Below are 21,294 nucleotides of genomic sequence, written 5' to 3' on the forward strand. Positions count from 1 at the left end.
ATGGCTACTTCAAAAGGAGTAGCTATTTTTCTTCTTTAAGATGATTGACCATACAAGGAGGTTTTCATTGAAAAAAATAGTCTCGCTAGGAGAAATCTTATTACGTTTATCCCCCTCTCAGTACCAAACCCTGACTCAAGCAACACGATTAGATTGCCAGTTTGGTGGGTCAGAGTTGAATGTTCTGTCAACTTTGGCTCAGTTAGGGCACAAGGTTTCCTTAATATCCGCCATTCCCAAAAGTGATTTGGGACAAATGACTAAGACCTTTTTATTTTCTCATCAGATTGGTCAAGAATTTCTGATTGAAAAGGGAGATCGTTTAGGTCTTTACTATTACCAAAAAGGTTTTTCACTTCGTTCGAGTCGTGTGACTTATGACCGTAAATATTCTGCTTTTTGGGAATCACAATTATCCGATTATCAGCTAGATCATGTCTTTCAAGGTGTTGATTGGTCCCACGTGTCTGGCATAACACCTGTTTTGACACAAGAGCTTTATGAGATGACTCATCTCTTGATGACAAAAGCTAAAGAGCAAGGGTTGACCGTTTCTTTTGACCTTAATTTTAGAGCTACTTTGTGGGATGACTTTCAAGAAGCTAGACAGGCGCTATCTCCGCTTGTTGCTCTAGCTGATCTCTGTGTAAGGAATAGAACCACTTAGCTTGATAGGTGAAGATGGATCTGATTTAAAAGATCAATTAGGACTTAAGAGACCTTATGAAGATCACAAATTGTTAGAAGAGGTTCTGTCTCAATTGAGCGCTACTTATGGTGTCAAAAGCTTCGCTTTTACCCAAAGGGAAATGGGCCATACCAATGAATACCTTTTAAAGGCTTATCTCTATCAAGATGGTCATCTTTATCAAACGCCTAAAACAGGTATTCAAGTTCTAGACCGCGTTGGGACAGGAGATGCCTTTACAGCGGGCATTATTCATGGCATGCTGGAAAAAGAAAGCCCTCAAAGGGTCCTTGATATTGCCATGGCAAGTTTCCAATTTAAGCATACTATAGAAGGTGATAGTAACTGAATAGGTTACACTAAACTAGACAGAATTTATAAAGTGTTCTACACTAAAGAAAATAGGAGAATATTATGTCTAGAAAAATACGTCGCCACTTCACCGATGACTTTAAGCAACAAATCGTTGACCTTCACAATGCAGGGATGAAACGAAGTGAGCTTATCAAAGAATATGAGTTAACCCCATCAACCTTCGATAAGTGGGTACGTCAGGCTAAAACAACTGGTTCCTTTAAAACTATTGATAATCTTACAGATGAGCAGCGTGAACTGATTGAACTCCGAAAGCGTAATAAAGAACTCGAAATGCAGTTAGATATCCTAAAGCAAGCGGCGGTGATTATGGCACGAAAAGAGAAGTAATCACTGCTAATAAAGACAAATATAGCATTTCAGCCATGTGTCGTTGGTTGAACATTCCTCGTTCTAGCTATTACTACAAGGCTGTTAAACCAGTCTCTGAAGCGGAACTTGAAGAAAATATCAAAGCTATTTTTCTCGAAAGTAAGGCCAGATACGGGGCTAGGAAAATCAAGAAATGTTTGGAAAATGAAGGCATCCAGCTGTCTCGTCGTCGGATTCGTCGCATCATGCACAAACTCAACTTAGTATCCGTTTATCAGAAAGCAGCCTTCAAGCCACATTCAAAAGGGAAGAATGTGGCAGCTATTCCTAATCACTTAGCCAGACAATTTCATCAAGAAAAGCCTCTAAATGCTTTAGTAACAGACTTAACCTACGTTCGTGTCGGTAATAGCTGGGCTTATGTTTGCTTGATTATTGATCTCTTCAATCGTGAAATCATCGGTTTGTCAGTTGGTTGGCATAAGACCGCCGAATTGGTTAAACAAGCGATTCAGAGCATCCCTTACGCTCTGACCAAGGTCAAGATCTTCCATTCTGATCGTGGGAAGGAGTTTGATAATCAGCTGATTGATGACATGTTGGAAGCTTTTGGAATCAATCGTTCTCTAAGCCAAGCAGGCTGTCCCTATGACAATGCGGTAGCTGAGAGCACCTATCGCGCTTTCAAAATTGAATTTATTCATCAAGAAACCTTTCAGTCACTGGAAGAATTAATCCTTAAAACGAAAGATTATGTGCACTGGTGGAATTACCATCGCATTCATGGCAGTCTCAACTACCAGACACCCATGACATGGAGATTAATTGCTTAAAGAAAAAAGCACTTTATAAATGTTGTACAGAAAAGTGTTGCCTTTTCACTTTAGATTACACTACACTTCCGGTTGGTAACTATAGTGAAGAGATTCAAAAGGATGGTACTTTGAAAAAAGTGGTCAAAGAAAACTTTGATTTCTTTAATTATGCAGGTATTCATCGTCCGGTCAAATTGATGGTTCGTCCTAAAATTCATATTTCAGATATCTTGATAGAAACGGAACTTTCAGATGATTTAACAGCTGCAGAAATTAAGGTCTCAGTTGAAACATCTGCTCCAGTTGACCAAATTAAGATTTCTTTATATGATCAGGAGCATCAAATCGTAGCAGAGGTTCAAAATGGTATTGCCAAGATAGAAAAAGTGCGTCTGTGGGAAGTTTTGGACCCTTACCTTTATAGTGCTCAGGTGAGCTTACTTAAAGATGGTCAAGTACTTGACTGTTACGAAGAGTCTTTTGGAATTCGCAGTATCACAATTTCAGATGGTCAATTCTTGCTTAACCAAAAACCAGTTTATTTTAAAGGATTTGGGAAGCATGAGGATACCTTTATTAATGGACGTGGCTTAAATGAAGCCGCTAATCTCATGGACATGAACCTTCTTAAAGAAATTGGAGCTAATTCTTTCCGAACCTCTCACTATCCTTACTCCGAAGAAATGATGCGACTAGCGGATCGAATGGGGATTCTAGTGATTGACGAGGTTCCTGCTGTTGGGTTATTTCATAACTTTACAGCCTCACTGGATCTGTCTGGGAAAGATAATGGCACTTGGTCTGTCATGAAGACTAAAGAAGCCCATCAAAAAGTTATAAAAGAACTCGTTAAACGAGATAAAAATCACCCTTCAGTGGTGATGTGGGTAGTGGCTAATGAACCAGCTAGTCATGAAGAGGGTGCCCATCAATACTTCGAACCTTTGATTGCTCTTTTTAAAGAATTAGATCCTCAAAAACGGCCAGTAATGTTGGTTAATATCTTGATGGCAACTCCAGACAAAGATAAGGTAATGGACTTGGTTGATGTGATTTCATTAAATCGCTATTATGCTTGGTATGTAGACCATGGTGACTTGGTAAAAGGAGAAGCAGGGCTACGTCAAGAATTAAATGAATGGCAAGAGAAGTTTCCTGACAAGCCAATTCTGATGACAGAATATGGTGCGGATACTTTGCCAGGACTTCACTCAATCTGGGATATCCCCTATACTGAGGAGTTTCAATGTGACTTTTATCAAATGACTCACAGTGTTTTTGATGAAATTCCCAACTTAGTAGGTGAGCAGGTATGGAATTTCGCTGATTTTGAAACCAATTTGATGATTTTACGTGTTCAAGGAAATCATAAGGGACTTTTTTCGCGTAACCGTCAACCTAAGCAAGTCGTTAAAGAATTTAAGAAACGCTGGACAGCTATTCCTAACTATTATTACAAGAAAAAATAGTGTACAATAGGACTAGTAGTATTAGAAAGAAAAGGATGATGATATGGCTAGACCATTAGTGGAAAAAACAGCCGAGCGCTTATTGCATCTTATTTTAGAACGTGGCTATGACATTGGCGCTAAATTACCAAATGAATACGAGTTGGCTCAAGATTTAGATGTGGGACGTAGTACTATTCGAGAAGCTGTTAGAAGTTTAGCGACTCGAAACGTTTTGGAGGTTAGACAGGGTTCAGGAACTTATGTTAGCTCTAAAAAAGGCGTCTCAGAGGATCCTTTGGGTTTTTCCTTGGTCAAAGACACAGCCAAATTAACGGCTGACCTTTTTGAATTGCGTCTCTTACTGGAACCTCGTATCGCTGCCTTGGCGGCGCAAAATGCTAGTGACTCTGAAGTTGAAGCTTTGGAAAAAATCGTCTTAGATATTGAAGAAGCGGTGGCAGCAGGTGATCCAAAACATTTGCAACTAGATGTGACCTTTCACTCGATGATGGCTAAGTACAGTGGCAATATTGCTATGGATAGCCTCTTGCCAGTCATTAATGAATCCATTCATCTGATCAATGCTAATTATACCAATCGTCAGATGAAAGAAGACTCTTTACAGGCTCACAGAGAGATTTTAAATGCTATTAAAGAACGCAAGCCATTGGCAGCTCAGGATGCCATGTTATTGCATATTATGACTGTTAAACGGACAGCTTTTTTTACCTTAAGAAATTCAAAAGAGTAACCAATCATTCTTAGAGTGATTGGTTTTTTTGGACTTTTCTCTTGATAAGTCATCTGATGATTTATATAATGATATTAAGATAACGGTTTCAAAAGAGGAGGGACTTATGCTTTCACAACTAAAAGCTAACTATTTTTTTGCAGTAATAAGAGGAAAAGATGCAGAAGATGCTATTCAAATCGCTAAACATGCCATTCTAGGGGGCATTCGTAATATTGAGATAACTTTTTCGACTCCAAATGCTGAGAAAGTGATCCAAAAATTATCTGATGACTTTAAAAAAGATCCAAGTGTCGTGATTGGTGCAGGTACAGTTATGACTACTGACTTGGCCCAAAAAGCCATAGATGCAGGGGCTCAGCTTTAGCGAGTAAGGTTTATGATAATATTGTTGACCTGTGGCTAGGAGGTGACCATTACAAATGGCGTCTCATGCGTGCCAATGGGATTCCTGAAGAAGAGATTACGGGTTCTGCCAGTCCTTTAGCGAAGTTTAAAGCTTTTGCTAGAACACTTGAGCGTTCTTATGGTAATCCTGTTTACCATTGGTCAGCCATGGAGTTGAAGAATGTTTTTGGAGTCGACTCCCCTTTAACAGAAGCTAATGCCGAGGAGTTATATCATTATCTTAATGATTATTTGGTTGAGCATGCTATTAGTCCTCGAAAACTAATTTTAAATAGCAAAGTTACTTTTATTGGGATGACAGATCATCCGCTAGATGATTTAGAGTGGCATCAAAAGTTATCAGATGATAAGAGCTTTGAGCCTATTGTAGCACCTACTTTTAGACCAGACGAAGCCTTTATAGAACATGCCAATTTTACAGCATTTGTTGAAAAATTAGCAGATAAGACAAAAAGGGTTATCACAGATTTTGACTCTTTTATGGAAGCGATAAAAGAAAGAGTGGCTTTCTTTGCTCAAAAAGGATGCAAGGCTAGTGATATCAGCTTTACTGAAATTGTTTATGAAGAGGCTCCAAAAGATCAGTTAGATAAGCTTATGCAAAAGGTTTTACAAGGTCAGAGTGCGACATCTCTCGAAATCAAACAATGGCAAACGGCTGTTTTCACAGAACTTTGCAAACTTTACAAGGCCTTTGGTTTTGTGACCCGGGTTCACTTTGGTGCTTTAAGAAATAATCATACTGCTCTTTATAAGAAACTGGGAGCAGATGTTGGTGTTGACTCTTTAGGAGATCAAGTGGCTTTAACTAGCAATCTTAACAGACTCTTGGATAAGCTAGCGCAAACAGCAAGCATGCCAAAAATGATTTGGTATAATCTCAATCCAAGCTACAATATCGCTCTAGCAAACACGCTAGCTAACTTCCAAGCCAATCAAGAAGGTGTGGCTGGCTATCTGCAGTTTGGCGCAGGCTGGTGGTTTGCAGATACCAAACTTGGAATGATTAGCCAAATGAATGCCCTAGCTGAGCAAGGCATCTTAGCTAACTTTGTTGGTATGTTGACCGATTCTCGTTCTTTCTTGTCCTACCAGCGTCATGATTATTTTAGACGCATCCTATGTACTTATCTGGGACAATGGATTGAAGAAGGAGAAGTGCCAGAAGACTATGAAGCTATTGGAAATATGGCAAAAGGGATTGCCTATACCAATGCCTATCAGTATTTTAATTAAAGCAAAAAGTTGACTGTCTTAAGGAAAGGAAAAAAGGAGTTTCAATAACTTCAGGTAACTATATATGAAAATGTCGTTTCGTTGGTATGGTGTCAATGATCCAGTTAGTTTAGAGGAGATAAAAGCCATTCCAGGTATGCAAGGGATTGTGACAGCAGTTTACGATGTCCCTGTTGGTCAGGCTTGGCCTTTAGAAAATCTCTTAGACTTGAAAAAACAGGAGGAAGATGCGGGTCTTACTATTTCTGTTATTGAGTCTATCCCTGTTCATGAGGATATCAAGAAAGGTAAGCCTAATCGTGATCAGTTGATTGACAATTACAAAGAGTCTATTAGAAATGTTGGTAAAGCAGGCATTCCAGTAGTTTGTTACAATTTTATGCCAGTCTTTGACTGGACACGTTCAGATCTTAATCACCCGATACCAGATGGGACTAGCTCGCTAGCTTTCTTGAAAGAAGATTTAGAGGGAGTTGACCCAGTTGCTGATGATTTAAACCTACCAGGCTGGGATTCTTCATATTCAAAAGAAGAAATGAAAGCCATTATTGAAAATTACCGTCACAATATTTCTGAAGAAGATTTATGGGAAAATCTGGCTTATTTTATTAAAGCTATCATGCCTATAGCAGAAGCAGCGGGTGTTAAAATGGCTATTCACCCAGATGATCCGCCTTATGGCATCTTTGGTTTGCCACGGATTATCACTGGACAAGAAGCTGTTGAGCGTTTCTTAAACATATACGACAGTCCTAACAATGGGATTACCATGTGTGTGGGCTTTTATGCTTCTGACCCTAAAAATGATGTCTTGGCTATGACAGAGTATGCTTTAAAACGTGGCCGTATTAACTTTATGCATACCCGCAATGTCACAGCAGGGGCTTGGGGATTCCAAGAGACAGCACACCTATCTCAAGCTGGTGATATTGATATGAATGCCGTTATTAAGTTATTAGTTGACTATGATTGGGAAGGTTCTTTAAGACCAGACCATGGGCGTCGTATCTGGGGAGATCAAACCAAAACACCAGGTTATGGTTTATATGATCGTGCTCTAGGAGCGACTTATTTTAATGGACTTTACGAGGCAAACATGCGTGCAGCTGGTAAAACCCCGGATTTTGGTATTTCACAAAAAATGGTTGGTGAAGAGTAAGAAAGGAAAAGTATTATGACTAGAGTCATTGATTTTAACGATAAAGTGGTTGTGGTAACAGGGGCAGGTGGTGTCCTTTGTGGCTACATGGCTAAAGAATTTGCTAAGGCAGGTGCCAAAGTTGCTCTTTTGGATCTTAATCAAGAAGCTGCCCAAGCCTTTGTTGATGAGATTGAAAAAGAAGGAGGTATCGCTAAGGCCTACAAAGCTAATGTGCTTTCTAAGGAAAACCTAGAAGAAGTCCGTCAAGCTCTTCTTTCAGATTTTGGTCCTGCGGATATTTTAGTGAATGGGGCAGGCGGTAACAGTCCTAAAGCAACAACAGACAATGAATTTCATGCCTTTGATTTACCGGCTGAAACCAAAAGCTTTTTCGATTTGGATAAAGATGGGATTAGTTTTGTCTTTAACTTGAATTATTTGGGAACGCTCTTACCAACTCAAGTTTTTGCTCAAGATATGGTGGGTCGTCAAGGAGCCAACATCATTAATATTTCATCTATGAATGCCTTTACGCCACTGACAAAAATTCCGGCTTATTCTGGCGCTAAGGCTGCCATTTCTAACTTTACCCAGTGGTTAGCGGTGCACTTCTCGAAAGTGGGTATTCGTTGTAATGCCATTGTACCTGGTTTCTTAGTCAATAATCAAAATAGAGGCTTACTCTTTACAGAAGATGGACAACCAACGGCTCGGGCTGAGAAAATTTTAAACAATACACCAATGGGACGCTTTGGAGAAGCCAACGAGCTGATTGGAGGCCTCTTCTTCCTAGCTGATGAGAACTCTGCTTCTTTTGTTAATGGAGTCGTTTTACCTATTGATGGTGGGTTTGCAGCCTATTCAGGTGTTTAGTGAGTTTAATCAACCACTTAAGTCCTTTCCAGCTTTAAGTGGTTTTTTTAAAGAAAGGAAATTGTGATGACAAAGATAATCTCACTAAAAACAGATCATCTTAAGAAGCTTAGAACTATAAACCCGTTTTTGGTCTCTTATAATATTGAGTTCGCAGAAGTGACTGGCGGAACATTTTGGAAAGCCTATAGCGATAAGCAGATTTCAGGTGAAAAGGACTTCTTGGTAAAGCCTTCTTCTGAAGGTATCGCAGCCATGTATAAGGATCTGATGCAAGATTATTCACCCGTTAATCTTTATGATCCTAAACTAAGATATCTAGCTGAACAACTAGGCTCTGCTTGGGTTCGTGTATCAGGAACTTGGGCGACAAAAACTTACTATGATTTTGATAATCAATACAATGGTGACGTACCAGAAGGTTATTTAAATATTTTAACAAAAGAACAATGGCTAGGAGTTCTAGATTTTGTTAAAGCTGTCAAGGGACGTCTCATGATTTCGATGGCTAACTGCCTTGGTCTGCATTCAGCGGATCAACCTTGGCATCCTAAAGAAGCAGAGAAAATTTTTGCCTTAAGTCAATCTTACGGTGTCCCTATAGAAGCTGTGGAATTTGCTAACGAACCTAATATGTTAGAAGACACAGGTTTTCCAGAAGGCTATAGTGCTGAAGATTATCGTCGTGATCAAGATCTCTTTTTTGAGTGGCTAGACACTTATTATCCTGATTGTTTGAAGGTGGGACCTAGTAGTACAGGTGGCGATAATGTGGTTTTTGGTAAGGGCGATGACCAAGGAACCGGAGGAGTTGAGCAAGTAGCAAGACAATTGCTTAATTGTTCTGATCTTTTAGACGGTACTAAAGTGCCACTAGATGTTTTTTCCTATCATTATTATAATGGTGTCTCTGAGAGATTGGCTTCAGTGATGCCAAGAGGGCATTGGTCAGCTGAGGAAGCTTTGAGTGAAGATTATCTAGCTGTGGCTTCAGACTTTTGTAAAACCTACTTGCCTTTACGTGACCACTACGTTCCTGGAGCAGAAATGTGGGTAACGGAGTCGGGTGATGCTGGTGGCGGAGGCAATACTTGGGCCTCTACTTATCTCGATGTACCACGTACCTTAAATGAGTTAGGCAGCTTTGCCTCATTGACAAATGGTATTATTTTCCATAATACATTAGCAGCCTCTGATTATGGCTACTTAGCTAGAGATCTTTTTGATCCACGTCCAAATTATTTTGCAGTACTCTTGTGGAATCGTCTGATGGGACAGGAGGTTTATGATAGTGAGATTGCCATTGAAGAAGGCAGACATGTCTTTGCCCACTCTAGAAAAGATGGTCAGCCTGGTATCACTTACTTAATCATTAATAATTCACAAGAACATGAGACAGTTATTGATTTACCAAAAGAAGCTGCCCTCTATCTTTTGGAAGGTGCCAATCAAGAGGTTCGAGCTCGACAAATGACTCTAAACGGTCAAGTCTTGGAGTTAAATCAGGATAATAGCTTACCGGACCTATCAGCCCATAAGGTTGACAAAGGTTTGCTGACATTACCCAAGGCTTCTTGTGCCTTTATTGTCTTATAAAAGAAGAAATAGGTCATATGAGTTATGGCCTTTTTTAGGTTCTATTTTTATTTGACAGCGTTTTCTAAGTATATTACAATTAATTCATCAGATGAATTTTTGGTTTAAGATGGAGGAAAAATGATAACAAAACAGAAGGAATTTGTTTTTTGTGTGGATTCAGATGGCTGTGCCATGGATACTATGACCTATAAACATCAGCTCTTTTTTGGTCCCATCGCTGCAGATATTTTTGCCATTGACCATCGTGAAGCATTCTTAAAAGAATGGGATAGGATTAATCTCTTTTCCAAAACGCGAGGGGTTAATCGCTTTGTGGGTCTTGTTATGGGCCTAGAATATGCCAATATCTCAGGGATTAACATGCTTAAAGATTGGGTGAGAAGCACCGACTCACTGTCAAATGCCTCTCTTGAAGCCCGGTTGAAAGCAGAACCAAGCCAAGATTTACAAATAGCTCTTGATTGGTCAAATGAGGTTAACCGACACATTAGAGCTTATGAAGGTCAAGCATTAGCTTTTCAAGGTGCTTTAGAAGGATTAGCAAAGTTAAAAGAGTTAGGTAAGGTATTTGTGGTCAGCTCGGCCAATAAAGAAGCTGTCTTGGAAGAATGGCAAGAGCAAGGTCTCATGGCACATGTAGATGACTTTTATTGTCAAGATCGTGGTAAAAAAGAAGATGTCATAGCCCAGTTTATTCGAGAAGGTTATGACAAAGACAAGATCATGATGATTGGCGATTCACCGGGAGATTTGGACGCCGCAGATAGCAATGATGTCGCCTTCTTTCCGATTTTAGTAGGCAAAGAAGCCTCTTTCTGGTCAGATTTAAAAGAAGAAGTGGCACCTGCTTTTGTTGAGGGGAGCTTATCAGCAGTGGATTTAAGCAGTTTCAAAGAAGCCTTTTGGCATAATTTAGCTTAAGGGATTATGATTTTTGCTTTGGGCAATTGAAAGGAGAAAAAATGACGCATTTAGTAGATTTACGTCAAAAACCGTATGGATTGGATCAAGAAGCTATTGAGTGGGTGGAAAAGACCATCTCATCAATGACTTTAGAGGAAAAAATTGGGCAACTCTTTGTCAATATGGGTTCTAGTCGAAGTGAAGATTATTTAACACAGGTTTTGGAAGATTATAAGATTGCTGCCGTTCGTTACAACAAGGGCATGGCAGATGAAGTCTGGGAGCAAAACTATATTCTACAAACTAAGTCAAAAATTCCTTTATTGATTGCAGCTAATACAGAAGCTGGTGGTGATGGAGCCGTTAATGACGGGACAAAGGTTGGGGATGAAATTAAGGTTGCAGCCACTAATGATCCGCGTTACGCTTATGAAATGGGTCGTATAGCTGGTATTGAAGCAGCTGCTGTCGGTTGTAATGCGTCTTTTGCTCCTATTGTCGATTTGACAAGAAACTGGCGTAACCCCATTATTGCTAATCATAACTGGGGATCTAATGTTGATCAAATTATCAAACTATCAAAAGAGTACATGAAAGGCATCATGGAGCATGATATCATGCCTTTTGCTAAGCATTTCCCTGGAGATGGTATTGATGAGCGTGATCATCATTTATCCTTTGCTTCCAATCCTATGACAAAAGAAGAGTGGTTGGAAACCTTTGGTCGTATTTATGGTGAGTTAGCAGAGGCTGGACTTCCAGGTATTATGGCAGGGCATATTCATCTTCCTAATGTGGAAAAAGCCATGCATCCTGAGCGTGATTTAGATGATATGCTACCAGCATCTCTTAACAAAACGCTTTTAGATGAACTACTAAGAGGTGAGTTAGGTTATAACGGTGCTATTGTCACTGATGCCTCACATATGGTAGCTATGACAGCATCAATGCCGCGCCGCCTCTTATTGCCAACGGCAGTTGAAGCCGGTTGTGACCTCTTCTTGTTCTTTAACGATCCAGATGAAGATCTCAAATGGATGAAAGAAGGTTATGAGGCTGGTATTTTAACTGAGGAGCGTTTGCATGACGCCTTACGCCGTACTCTTGGTTTAAAAGCAAAACTTGGACTGCACCAATTTGAAGGGCATCGTGATGAGATCATGTTGCCAAAAGAAGAAGCTATGAAACGGATTAATACTCCTGAAGCACAAGCGATTGCTGATCAAGTAGCTGATAAGGCTATAACCTTGGTTAAGGCTAAACAAAAAGGTATTTTCCCGGTGAAACCAGAACGCTATAAACGCATTTTAATTGTTAATGTGGAAGGCCATAAAGGTGGTTTTGGAGCTATGATAGCTGGTCAGAAAAAACGGGCTTCAGATACGGTTAAAGCCTTGCTTGAAGCGCGTGGGCATAAGGTAACTGTTTGGGAGTCAACTGAAGAGCGTATCATGCAATTGCCGGTTGAGGAGCGTGCAGCTGCCATCGCCAATGTTTATGCCCAAAAACAGCCGATTTCTAACTTAACTGATCATTATGACTTGATTTTGAATCTTGTGGACGTCAATTCAGGTGGCACTGTTCAGCGTATTGTCTCGCCAGTAGATGCTTATTGTGGCTTGATTGATACTCAGTTGTGGCATGACTATTGATCTTATATTAGCTTAGATAATTGTTTCCCCATTTACATCAAACCTTGATAGCCAATATCGAAAGATTTGAATTGTCAAAAAGTCAAGATAAGTGACAAAATCAAGATATAACAACACCAAAAAGCTGACCCTGGTCAGCTTTTTTAGTTGAAACAAACAGATCCCAAGACTTAGCTTTAAGATTAAAACTGTTATAGTTTATTTTGCCTATTTTTGTTATAATGGGACTAGTACAGGCATTTTTGAAGGATAAGAAATGGATATTTGGACACAGTTGGCACGATTTGCCGTTATGGAGACGCAAAAGGTTAATTTGAGACCTTTTCAAGCGGATGATTTTGACGCTTTTCATGAGCTCGCTAATGACACGGAACATCTTGCCTTTGTTTTCCCAGGAAAAGCATCAAAGCAAGAAACAGATTACCTGATGGTGCACTCTTTCATGAAAGACCCCTTGGGTAATTGGGCTATTGCCAGAAAGGTTGATAATAGGCTAATAGGCTCTATTCGGCTGGAAAACTATGACAGGAAAAATGCTAAAGCAGAAATTGGCTATTTTTTAGCATCTACTTTTTGGAATCAGGGACTGATGACTGACGTTTTGAAAACCATTTGTTTTTTGGCTTTTCAAGAGTTAGGTCTAAAAGAGTTAATTCTAGTGACCCATTTAGAAAATAAAGCTAGTCAAAAAGTGGCTCAAAAAGCTGGTTTTGTATTGAAGAAACAGTTCAAGGGTAGTGATCGGCATAGTCGTAAAATGCGAGATTACTTGGCATATCAACTAACAATAGGTGATTATCAATATGAGTAAACATCAAGAAATTTTGGATTATTTGGAAAAGTTAGCTATTGGCAAGCGAGTCAGTGTCAGAAGTATTTCCAACCATTTGCATGTCAGTGATGGCACAGCATACCGAGCCATTAAAGAAGCTGAAAATCGTGGCATCGTTGAAACCAAGCCCCGTAGTGGTACCGTGCGTATTGAGAAAAAAGGCAGGGTGAGAATTGATCGTCTAACCTATGCTGAAATTGCTAGAATTAGCGATTCTGAAGTCTTAGCAGGACATGCTGGATTAGGGCATGAATTTAGTAAGTTTTCAATCGGGGCTATGACGCAACAAAATATCCGTCGTTACTTGGTAAAAGGAGGATTATTGATTGTTGGAGATCGTGAAAATATCCAATTATTGGCTCTTGAGAATCATAATGCCATTCTGGTCACGGGAGGATTTCCTGTATCACAACGAGTGATTCAGACAGCAGATAGTCAGGGAATTCCTGTTATGGTAACGCACTACGATACCTTTACGGTAGCCACCATGATTAATCATGCCCTGTCCAATATCCGCATCAAAACAGACCTCAAAACCGTTGAAGATGTCCTACTTTCTATGGAAGAATATGGCTACTTAAACGATCAAAGCACTGTTGAGGAATTTAATGCTCTTATTAAAAAAACCGATCAAGTCAGATTTCCTGTTTTAGATGGGAAAAATAAAGTCGTTGGTGTGGTTAGTATGCGAGATGTTGTTGATCAGTTACCAAAAACCAGAGTGACTAAGATTATGTCTCCTAATCCTATCACGGCTAAACCCAATACGAGTCTTGCTAATATTAGTCAAAAAATGATTTTTGAAGATCTCAATATGTTACCGGTCGTTGATGAAGACCATCATCTGCTTGGTATGATTACTAGACGTCAAGCGATGGAAAACTTACCTAATAATCAGGCTGGCAACTTGTACACTTATAGTGATCAAATTCTATCTAGCTTAGAAGAGACTTCAGAGGCTTTTCAAGTTTTGATTGAACCGACTATGATTGATAGTGCGGGTAATATGTCAAATGGTATTATCTCAGAATTTTTAAAAGAAATTAGCGTGAGGGTACTGACTAAGAAGCATCAAAAAAATATCATTATCGAACAAATGATGATATACTTTTTACATGCTGTCCAGATAGATGATCAATTAAAAATATATCCGAAAATCATTACGGAAAATAGAAGAAGTGGCACGCTTGACTTTGAAATTTTTGTGGATGATCAAGTAATAGCAAAAGCCATCATTACAACGAAGATAAATTAGAGGAGATAAAAGAAGAATGATAACATTAAAATCCGCACGTGAAATTGAAGCCATGGATAGAGCAGGTGATTTTTTAGCTAGCATCCATATTGGTCTTCGTGTCATTATCAAACCAGGTGCTGATATGTGGGAAGTCGAAGAATATGTGCGCAAACGTTGCAGAGAAGAAAATGTCCTTCCCTTGCAAATTGGTGTCGATGGGCATGTCATGGATTACCCTTATGCCACTTGTTGTGGTTTAAATGATGAAGTGGCTCATGCCTTTCCACGTCACTATATTCTAAAAGAAGGTGACTTGCTTAAGGTTGATATGGTCTTAAGTGAGCCTTTGGATAAAGCTATTATTGATGTCTCTTCTTTAGACTTTAATAATGTAGCTGAAATGAAAAAGCACACAGAGCCCTATTCAGGTGGTTTGGCAGACTCATGTTGGGCTTATGCAGTTGGTCAACCTTCTGCTGAGGTTAAGCAATTGATGGATGTCACTAAAGAAGCTATGTATCGTGGCATCGAAAAAGCTGTTATTGGTAACCGTATTGGAGATATTGGTGCCGCTGTTCAAGACTATGCAGAGAGTTTTGGCTATGGTGTTGTCCGTGATTTGGTCGGACACGGTGTGGGACCAACAATGCATGAAGAGCCGATGGTTCCAAACTATGGAACAGCAGGTCGTGGACTTCGCTTAAAAGAAGGAATGGTCTTGACCGTTGAGCCTATGATTAACACTGGCACTTGGGAAATTGATACTGACATGAAAACTGGATGGGCCCACAAAACCCTTGATGGCGGTCTGTCTTGTCAGTACGAACACCAGTTTGTGATTACAAAAGATGGTCCTGTCATCTTAACTAGCCAAGGAGAAGAAAGAACATACTAAAATGGCAAAAAAGAAATTCTTGGACAAAGTCGTGTCAAAATGGCAATATGAACCCATCCAAGCTTTTATGCGACACTTTCAGAGTGCAGAGATGGATCTTTCCGCTATTGCAGTAGCTTACTATCTCATCTTGACCGTTTTTCCTCTTATCATTATTTTGGCGAATATTTTTCCCTATTTGAACATTGATATTTCAGACCTTTTGCGATTGATGAAACAGAATCTACCGCAAGATATCTACCGTTCGGCTTCTTCTATTGTGATTAATATTTTCTCAAAACCAGCAGGGAGTGTTCTTGGGGTTGCGACTTTGACAGGTTTGTGGACAATGTCTCGAAGTTTGACCTCCTTGCAAAAGGCTGTCAATAAAGCTTATGGAACATCACAGCATCGCGATTTTCTATTAGGGCATTTGGTAGGTTTGTTAACCAGTTTGATTATCCTCTTTTTGTTAACTTTTGCCCTTATCTTTTCAACTTTTTCAAAAGCTGCCATCCAGGTTTTGGATAATCATTATCATTTAAGTGATAATATTACGAGTGTTTTTTTACTGCTTATTCAGCCTATTACTATTTTAATCATATTTGTTGGGCTCATGTTGCTGTACTTCTTACTGCCTAATGTCAAAATTAGAAAAATTAGGTATATTTTACCAGGTACTGTTTTTACAGCTTTTGTCATGACTTTTCTAAGTAATATGATTGGTAACTATGTGGTTCATAATGTTGAGAAGATGGTTGATATCAAAACGTTTGGATCAGTTATGGTTTTCATTATCATGCTTTGGTTTATCTTTTTAGCCCGAATTTTGATTCTAGGAGCCATTTTTAATGCCACTTATCAGGAAATGGCTGTTGGGAAACTTGAAAGTCGAAGTGGTGATGTGGTCTCTATTATCAAAAGGCGTCTAGGAAACGAAAATGATTCTGAAGATGATAAAGACACGACAAGTGAGAATGACTAGTCCTTTGTTGGTGCGTCTTATTAAGGATTTTCTTAAAAGAAGTTGGGATACTTTACCTGACTTCTTTTTGCTTTAAAAGCCTAAAGCTTATGATAAAATAGGAGGAAATAAGACTAATGGGAGAAAAGATGAAACTACGAACAGGAGCAGCCCCTCTAAAAGGCAGTATTCGTGTACCGGGTGATAAATCTATCAGCCATCGCGCCCTTATTTTAGGTGCTATGGCTGAAGGTGACACGCATATTTATGGTCTTTTGAAGGGTGAAGATGTGATGGCTACCTTAACAGCCTTTAAGGCACTTGGTGTAGCGATTAAAGATGAGGATGATTTAGTTACCATATCAGGCAAGGGATACCAGGAGCTTAAAGAAAGTGAAGTGATTCTTGATATGGGTAACTCAGGAACTTCTATGCGTTTACTAGCAGGTGTCTTGGCAGGTTGTCCTTTTAAGAGTCAACTGATTGGAGATGCTAGTTTATCAAAACGTCCAATGGACCGAATTGCCATTCCTTTAAGCCTTATGGGGGCTAATATCGAAGGACAATCTGATAGGATACTTGCGCCTCTCACTATCAAAGGAACAAAAACCTTAAGCGCTATTTCATACGCCTTACCAGTTGCCTCAGCTCAGGTTAAATCAGCTATTTTATTAGCAGGTCTACAAGCAAAGGGAGAAACAGTTATTCTTGAAAAAGAAGTAACTCGAAACCATACCGAAGAAATGTTAAGGCAATTTGGTGCTCACATAAAAGTAAAAGGAAAAGAGATAAGAATAAAGGGCCCACAGCACTTAATAGGACAAGAGGTCCATGTCCCAGGGGATATTTCAAGTGCCGCTTTTTGGATGGTTGCAGCTTTGATTGTGCCAGGATCAGAGCTTATTTTAGAAAATGTCGGCATTAACCCAACACGTACAGGGATTTTAGAGGTTATTGAGCAAATGGGAGGGCAGCTTTCTTATTTGTCAGTCAATGAGAAGCAGCAATCAGCAGACCTTAAAGTTTCTTATTCTAAACTGAAAGGAACAGAGATTGCAGGAGCGCTTATTCCTCGTCTGATCGATGAACTTCCGATCATTGCCTTGCTAGCAACACAGGCTCATGGAAAGACTTATATTAAAAACGCTGAAGAATTGCGATTAAAAGAAACGGATCGTATTCAAGTTGTGGTAGATGTATTAACGGCTATGGGTGCTAAGGTTGAAGCTAAAAAAGATGGAATGGTGATTGAAGGTCCAAGCCAGTTGCATGCTAGCCACATTAATACCTTTGGAGATCATCGCATAGGGATGATGGCTGCCATAGCTGCCCTATTGGTAAAACAAGGACAAGTGATTTTAGAAGGACATGAGGCTATCAAGACCTCTTATCCTAACTTTTTTGAACATTTAGAAAGGCTCTGATATGGCAATTTTTTTATTAGGCTTTATGGGATGTGGTAAAAGTAGTGTCTTAGAATGCTTTGATCAAGATGGTCTTGATATGGATCAGCTCTTAGAAGATAGGCTTGGAATGACAATTCGAGATTACTTTACTCAGTATGGTGAAGCAGCTTTTCGTAAAGAAGAAAGAAAACTTCTTGAAGAATTAATAGCCATCAAAGAGCCTATCTATGTTGCTACAGGTGGTGGCATTGTGATGAGTCCAGAAAATCGATTAGTCTTAAAAACTAACAAAGCCCATAACATTTACTTATCAGCTCCTTTTGAAGTCTTGTATAATCGCATCACACAGGATTCTAATAGTCCTCGACCTTTAGTTGTAAGATACAGTCAAGAAGAACTAAGAGAGCTATTTAACCATCGCATCCCTTTTTATCAAGAGGTAGCGGGTCGCACGATTTCTGTAGGAAATCGAAGTCCGAAAGAAATAGCAGCTTTGATTGAAAACACCTAAACAAGCTTTTTGTTTTTTAAAAAGATATTAAGCTACTAATGAGTTGGCCTTGTATCAGATTATTGTTTTGAGAAAGCTTCCAAAAAAGAAGGACAATTGATAGGATATACGTTATAATAGAGTTATTAGCAAAGGAAGAGATGAGTTTGTATTTGAATACTAAGAGATGACATTATGACTAGAAATCAAGCAGGTGGCCTAAGCCACCATGAAGAATTACGTTATTTTTACTTGCTGAGGAATCTCAATTACCTTAGTGATAATGAAAAAAGAGAATTTGCCTTTTTAAAGTCTAAAATGGCCTCTTCACGTCCACAAGCCTACACTCAAAGAAGCAGGCAAGAAGAGGACAGACAAGCGCGAACGACCTATGATACCTATGAAGAAGACTATCTTGAGCCATACCCGTATGAGCCAGAACCACAAGTGGGCCCAAATGGACTTCCTCTATATCCTAAAACCGAAAAAAGATCTCGTCGACAAAAAGAGGTTAAAAGACAAGCTGTAGCACCACAGGCCTTTTACCAAGAAGCCTCTTATGGTGATCCTTATCATGATTATGGGGTTGAAGAACCTTTACCACCAAAGAAAAAAAGCAGTCTCCGCCATAGCAAAAAGAAAAAAGGTCGTATCAAACGTTTCTTTAAGTGGCTCTTCTTTTTAATCTTTTTAGTGGGAGCAGGATTGGTTTTCATGTTCGTCAAAGGGATTTTTGATGTTTCCAGTAATAAGGCTACTTACAAACCAGCTGTCTCACAGCCCTTTCATGGCAAATCAACAGCAGATGGGACCAATATTTTGGTCTTAGGGTCAGACCAGCGTGTGACACAAGGAACGACAGATGCTAGAACAGATACCATTATGGTGGTCAATGTCGGTAACAAGGATAAGAAAATCAAAATGGTTTCTTTCATGAGAGATACTCTAGTCAACATTCCTGGTTATAGCTATGACAACAAGGATTCTTATGACCTTAAGCTAAATACTTCTTTCAATTTTGGTGAGCAAGAAGATCATCAAGGAGCAGAGTTTGTTCGACAAACCTTAAAGCATAATTTTGATATTGACTGTAAGTATTATGTGATGGTTGACTTTGAAACCTTTGCTGAAGCTATTGATACCCTTTTTCCTAATGGGGTCAAGATGGATGCTAAATTTGCAACAGTTGATGGCGTTGCTGTTGATGCGGTGGAAGTTCCAGATGACTTACGCATGAAAGATGGTATTGTTCCAAATCAACGAATTGAAGTTGGAGAGCAGCGTATGGATGGGCGTACCCTTTTAAACTATGCGCGTTTTCGTAAAGATGATGAAGGTGATTTTGGACGGACGGTTCGTCAGCAACAGGTCATGTCTGAGATCATGTCTCAAATCAAAGACCCAACGAAATTATTCACTGGATCAGCTGCAATAGGTAAAATTTATGCCCTGACCTCTACCAATGTCTCATTTCCTTTTGTAATCAAAAACGGGGTCACTGCTTTATCAAATGGTAAAAATGGTATTGATCATGTGACGATTCCTGAAAATGGTGACTGGGTTGATGAATATGATATGTATGGTGGCCAAGCCCTCTACATTGATTTTGACAAATACCAAAAAGCCTTATCCGAGATGGGCTTGCGTTAAAAGCTATTTGAATATGTTATAATGAAGAGTAAGAAATTGCTCTTCTTTTTTTGAGCAAGTATGTCGTTAAAGAAAAGGAAAACAGATGTTAACTAAAAATGATATCGTTCAAGTAGCTATTACCGATCTTACTCATGAAGGATTAGGTATTGCTAAGCATCAAGGCTTTGTCTTCTTTGTAGAGAATGCCTTGCCAGGTGAAGAGATTGAGATGAGGGTTTTAAAGGTCAATAAAAATAGTGGCTTTGGTAAGGTAGAGAACTACTTGAGCCAGTCTCCATCTCGTCATCAAGATCTCGATGTGGCTTATTTACGAACTGGAATTGCTGATTTTGGGCACTTAGCTTATTCGGAACAGTTGAAATTTAAAGCAAAGCAAGTGACAGATAATCTTTACAAAATTGCTGGAATCTCAGATGTGCAGGTCATGGATACTATCGGTATGGAAAATCCATTTGCCTACCGTAATAAAGCTCAGGTGCCTGTTCGTCGTGTGAATGGGCAACTAGAAACAGGGTTCTTTCGTAAGCATTCTCATGACTTGCTTCCAATCTCTGACTTTTACATTCAAGATAAAGAGATTGATCGTCTTGTTAATTTCGTTCGAGATCTCTTGCGACGTTTTGATGTTAAACCTTACGATGAAAAAGAACAGACTGGTCTGATTCGCAATATTGTCGTCCGTCGGGGGCATTATTCTGGTGAGATGATGTTGATTTTAGTCACAACATGTCCTAAAGTTTTCCGTGTTGATCAAGTGATTAATCAGATTACAAGTGCCTTTCCTGAAGTTGTTTCCATTATTCAAAATATCAATGATAAAAATACCAATGCTATCTTTGGAAAAGAATTTAAAACCCTTTACGGGAAAGACACCATTGCTGATAGCATGTTAGGCAATACTTATGAAATTTCAGCGCAATCTTTCTATCAAGTTAACACAGTTATGGCAGAAAAGCTTTATCAAACAGCGATTGATTTCTCAGAGCTATCTAAAGATGATGTGGTCATAGACGCCTATTCTGGTATTGGAACCATTGGTCTTTCTTTTGCGAAATCTGTAAAGAAAGTTTACGGTGTTGAAGTCATTGAACAAGCTGTTCTAGATGCACGTAAAAATGCTGAACTTAATGGTATAAAGAATGTTCAATTTGTGACAGATACTGCAGAAGCAGCTATGGAAAAATGGACCAAAGAAGGCATCAAACCAAGTGTCATTTTGGTGGATCCTCCTCGCAAAGGCTTGACTGAAAGTTTTATTAAAGCTAGCGTAGCCATGGCACCAGCCAAAATCACCTATGTATCTTGCAACCCAGCAACCATGGCGCGTGACATCAAACGCTATCAAGAACTAGGTTACCAACTCAAAAAGGTCCAACCAGTCGATCTATTTCCACAAACACATCATGTGGAGGTAGTTAGTTTATTAGTCAAATCTGAAACAGCTGTCGACTGATGTTAGATATACTCTCGTGAAAACTTGACAAGATAGTCATTAGTTTAACCCATATTAGTCGATTTCCACAAAAGTATCGTGGTCATTATTCAAACCTTTGAGATAGCTTTGAGTTTGATAATTAGAAATCAAGCAGAGACTAAAGAAAAACCTGGTATAGAAGAAGGATGTAACTATGTAT

Annotated in this window: 15 protein-coding genes and 4 pseudogenes; all 19 read left to right on the forward strand. The window is 39.3% G+C overall.

Annotation, left to right across the window (positions count from 1 at the left end):
• Positions 1 to 67 precede the first annotated feature (67 nt).
• Positions 68 to 1,037: pseudogene (locus STRIC_RS11055) on the forward strand (sugar kinase).
• Between the two features lie 65 nt (positions 1,038 to 1,102).
• Positions 1,103 to 2,208, forward strand: a protein-coding gene (locus STRIC_RS11065; RefSeq protein ID WP_156033570.1) for an IS3 family transposase whose coding sequence is annotated in 2 segments (ribosomal slippage) — positions 1,103 to 1,379 and positions 1,379 to 2,208 — 1,107 coding nt in all. Because the reading frame shifts where the segments join, the coding sequence is not laid out codon by codon here.
• A gap of 50 nt (positions 2,209 to 2,258) precedes the next feature.
• Positions 2,259 to 3,659, forward strand: a pseudogene (gene uidA / locus STRIC_RS11070) (beta-glucuronidase); the annotation flags it as partial.
• Positions 3,660 to 3,702: 43 nt separating this feature from the next.
• Complete coding sequence (locus STRIC_RS11075) at positions 3,703 to 4,392, forward strand: FadR/GntR family transcriptional regulator (RefSeq protein ID WP_008090670.1); 690 nt, start codon at positions 3,703 to 3,705, stop codon at positions 4,390 to 4,392.
• 106 nt (positions 4,393 to 4,498) lie between these two features.
• A pseudogene (locus tag STRIC_RS11080) lies at positions 4,499 to 4,753 on the forward strand (bifunctional 4-hydroxy-2-oxoglutarate aldolase/2-dehydro-3-deoxy-phosphogluconate aldolase); the annotation flags it as partial.
• A gap of 11 nt (positions 4,754 to 4,764) precedes the next feature.
• Positions 4,765 to 6,036, forward strand: a pseudogene (gene uxaC / locus STRIC_RS11085) (glucuronate isomerase); the annotation flags it as partial.
• A gap of 64 nt (positions 6,037 to 6,100) precedes the next feature.
• Positions 6,101 to 7,195 (forward strand): mannonate dehydratase, encoded by a 1,095-nt coding sequence (locus tag STRIC_RS11090; RefSeq protein WP_008090779.1) that lies wholly within the window; start codon positions 6,101 to 6,103, stop codon positions 7,193 to 7,195.
• Between the two features lie 15 nt (positions 7,196 to 7,210).
• Complete coding sequence (locus tag STRIC_RS11095; RefSeq protein ID WP_008090576.1) at positions 7,211 to 8,050, forward strand: SDR family oxidoreductase; 840 nt, start codon at positions 7,211 to 7,213, stop codon at positions 8,048 to 8,050.
• A gap of 66 nt (positions 8,051 to 8,116) precedes the next feature.
• A complete protein-coding gene (locus STRIC_RS11100; RefSeq protein ID WP_008090830.1) occupies positions 8,117 to 9,646 on the forward strand; it encodes a hypothetical protein in 1,530 nt (509 codons plus the stop codon).
• A gap of 120 nt (positions 9,647 to 9,766) precedes the next feature.
• Positions 9,767 to 10,570, forward strand: a complete 804-nt coding sequence (locus tag STRIC_RS11105) for an HAD family hydrolase (protein ID WP_008090620.1) — start codon at positions 9,767 to 9,769, stop codon at positions 10,568 to 10,570.
• A gap of 41 nt (positions 10,571 to 10,611) precedes the next feature.
• The gene (locus STRIC_RS11110; protein ID WP_008090762.1) at positions 10,612 to 12,204 is read left to right on the forward strand and encodes a glycoside hydrolase family 3 protein; all 1,593 of its coding nucleotides are present in this window, start codon (positions 10,612 to 10,614) and stop codon (positions 12,202 to 12,204) included.
• Between the two features lie 256 nt (positions 12,205 to 12,460).
• Positions 12,461 to 13,015, forward strand: coding sequence for a GNAT family N-acetyltransferase (locus STRIC_RS11115; RefSeq protein ID WP_008090790.1), 555 nt, complete (start codon positions 12,461 to 12,463; stop codon positions 13,013 to 13,015).
• Positions 13,008 to 14,291: a CBS-HotDog domain-containing transcription factor SpxR gene (gene spxR, locus STRIC_RS11120; RefSeq protein WP_008090728.1), complete on the forward strand. Its 1,284-nt coding sequence runs from the start codon at positions 13,008 to 13,010 to the stop codon at positions 14,289 to 14,291. The genes STRIC_RS11115 and spxR overlap by 8 nt, the downstream gene beginning before the upstream one ends.
• A gap of 16 nt (positions 14,292 to 14,307) precedes the next feature.
• Positions 14,308 to 15,168 (forward strand): methionyl aminopeptidase, encoded by an 861-nt coding sequence (locus STRIC_RS11125; protein ID WP_008090784.1) that lies wholly within the window; start codon positions 14,308 to 14,310, stop codon positions 15,166 to 15,168.
• A gap of 1 nt (position 15,169) precedes the next feature.
• Positions 15,170 to 16,132: a YihY/virulence factor BrkB family protein gene (locus STRIC_RS11130; protein WP_008090584.1), complete on the forward strand. Its 963-nt coding sequence runs from the start codon at positions 15,170 to 15,172 to the stop codon at positions 16,130 to 16,132.
• A 128-nt stretch (positions 16,133 to 16,260) separates the two neighbouring features.
• The gene (gene aroA / locus STRIC_RS11135) at positions 16,261 to 17,535 is read left to right on the forward strand and encodes a 3-phosphoshikimate 1-carboxyvinyltransferase (protein ID WP_040832590.1); all 1,275 of its coding nucleotides are present in this window, start codon (positions 16,261 to 16,263) and stop codon (positions 17,533 to 17,535) included.
• A gap of 1 nt (position 17,536) precedes the next feature.
• Positions 17,537 to 18,028, forward strand: a complete 492-nt coding sequence (locus STRIC_RS11140; protein WP_008090698.1) for a shikimate kinase — start codon at positions 17,537 to 17,539, stop codon at positions 18,026 to 18,028.
• Positions 18,029 to 18,202: 174 nt separating this feature from the next.
• Positions 18,203 to 19,657, forward strand: a complete 1,455-nt coding sequence (locus tag STRIC_RS11145) for an LCP family protein (protein WP_008090498.1) — start codon at positions 18,203 to 18,205, stop codon at positions 19,655 to 19,657.
• 85 nt (positions 19,658 to 19,742) lie between these two features.
• Positions 19,743 to 21,113, forward strand: coding sequence for a 23S rRNA (uracil(1939)-C(5))-methyltransferase RlmD (gene rlmD / locus STRIC_RS11150; protein ID WP_008090550.1), 1,371 nt, complete (start codon positions 19,743 to 19,745; stop codon positions 21,111 to 21,113).
• Positions 21,114 to 21,294 lie beyond the last annotated feature (181 nt).

The organism is Streptococcus ictaluri 707-05, from assembly GCF_000188015.2.
Taxonomy (GTDB): domain Bacteria; phylum Bacillota; class Bacilli; order Lactobacillales; family Streptococcaceae; genus Streptococcus; species Streptococcus ictaluri.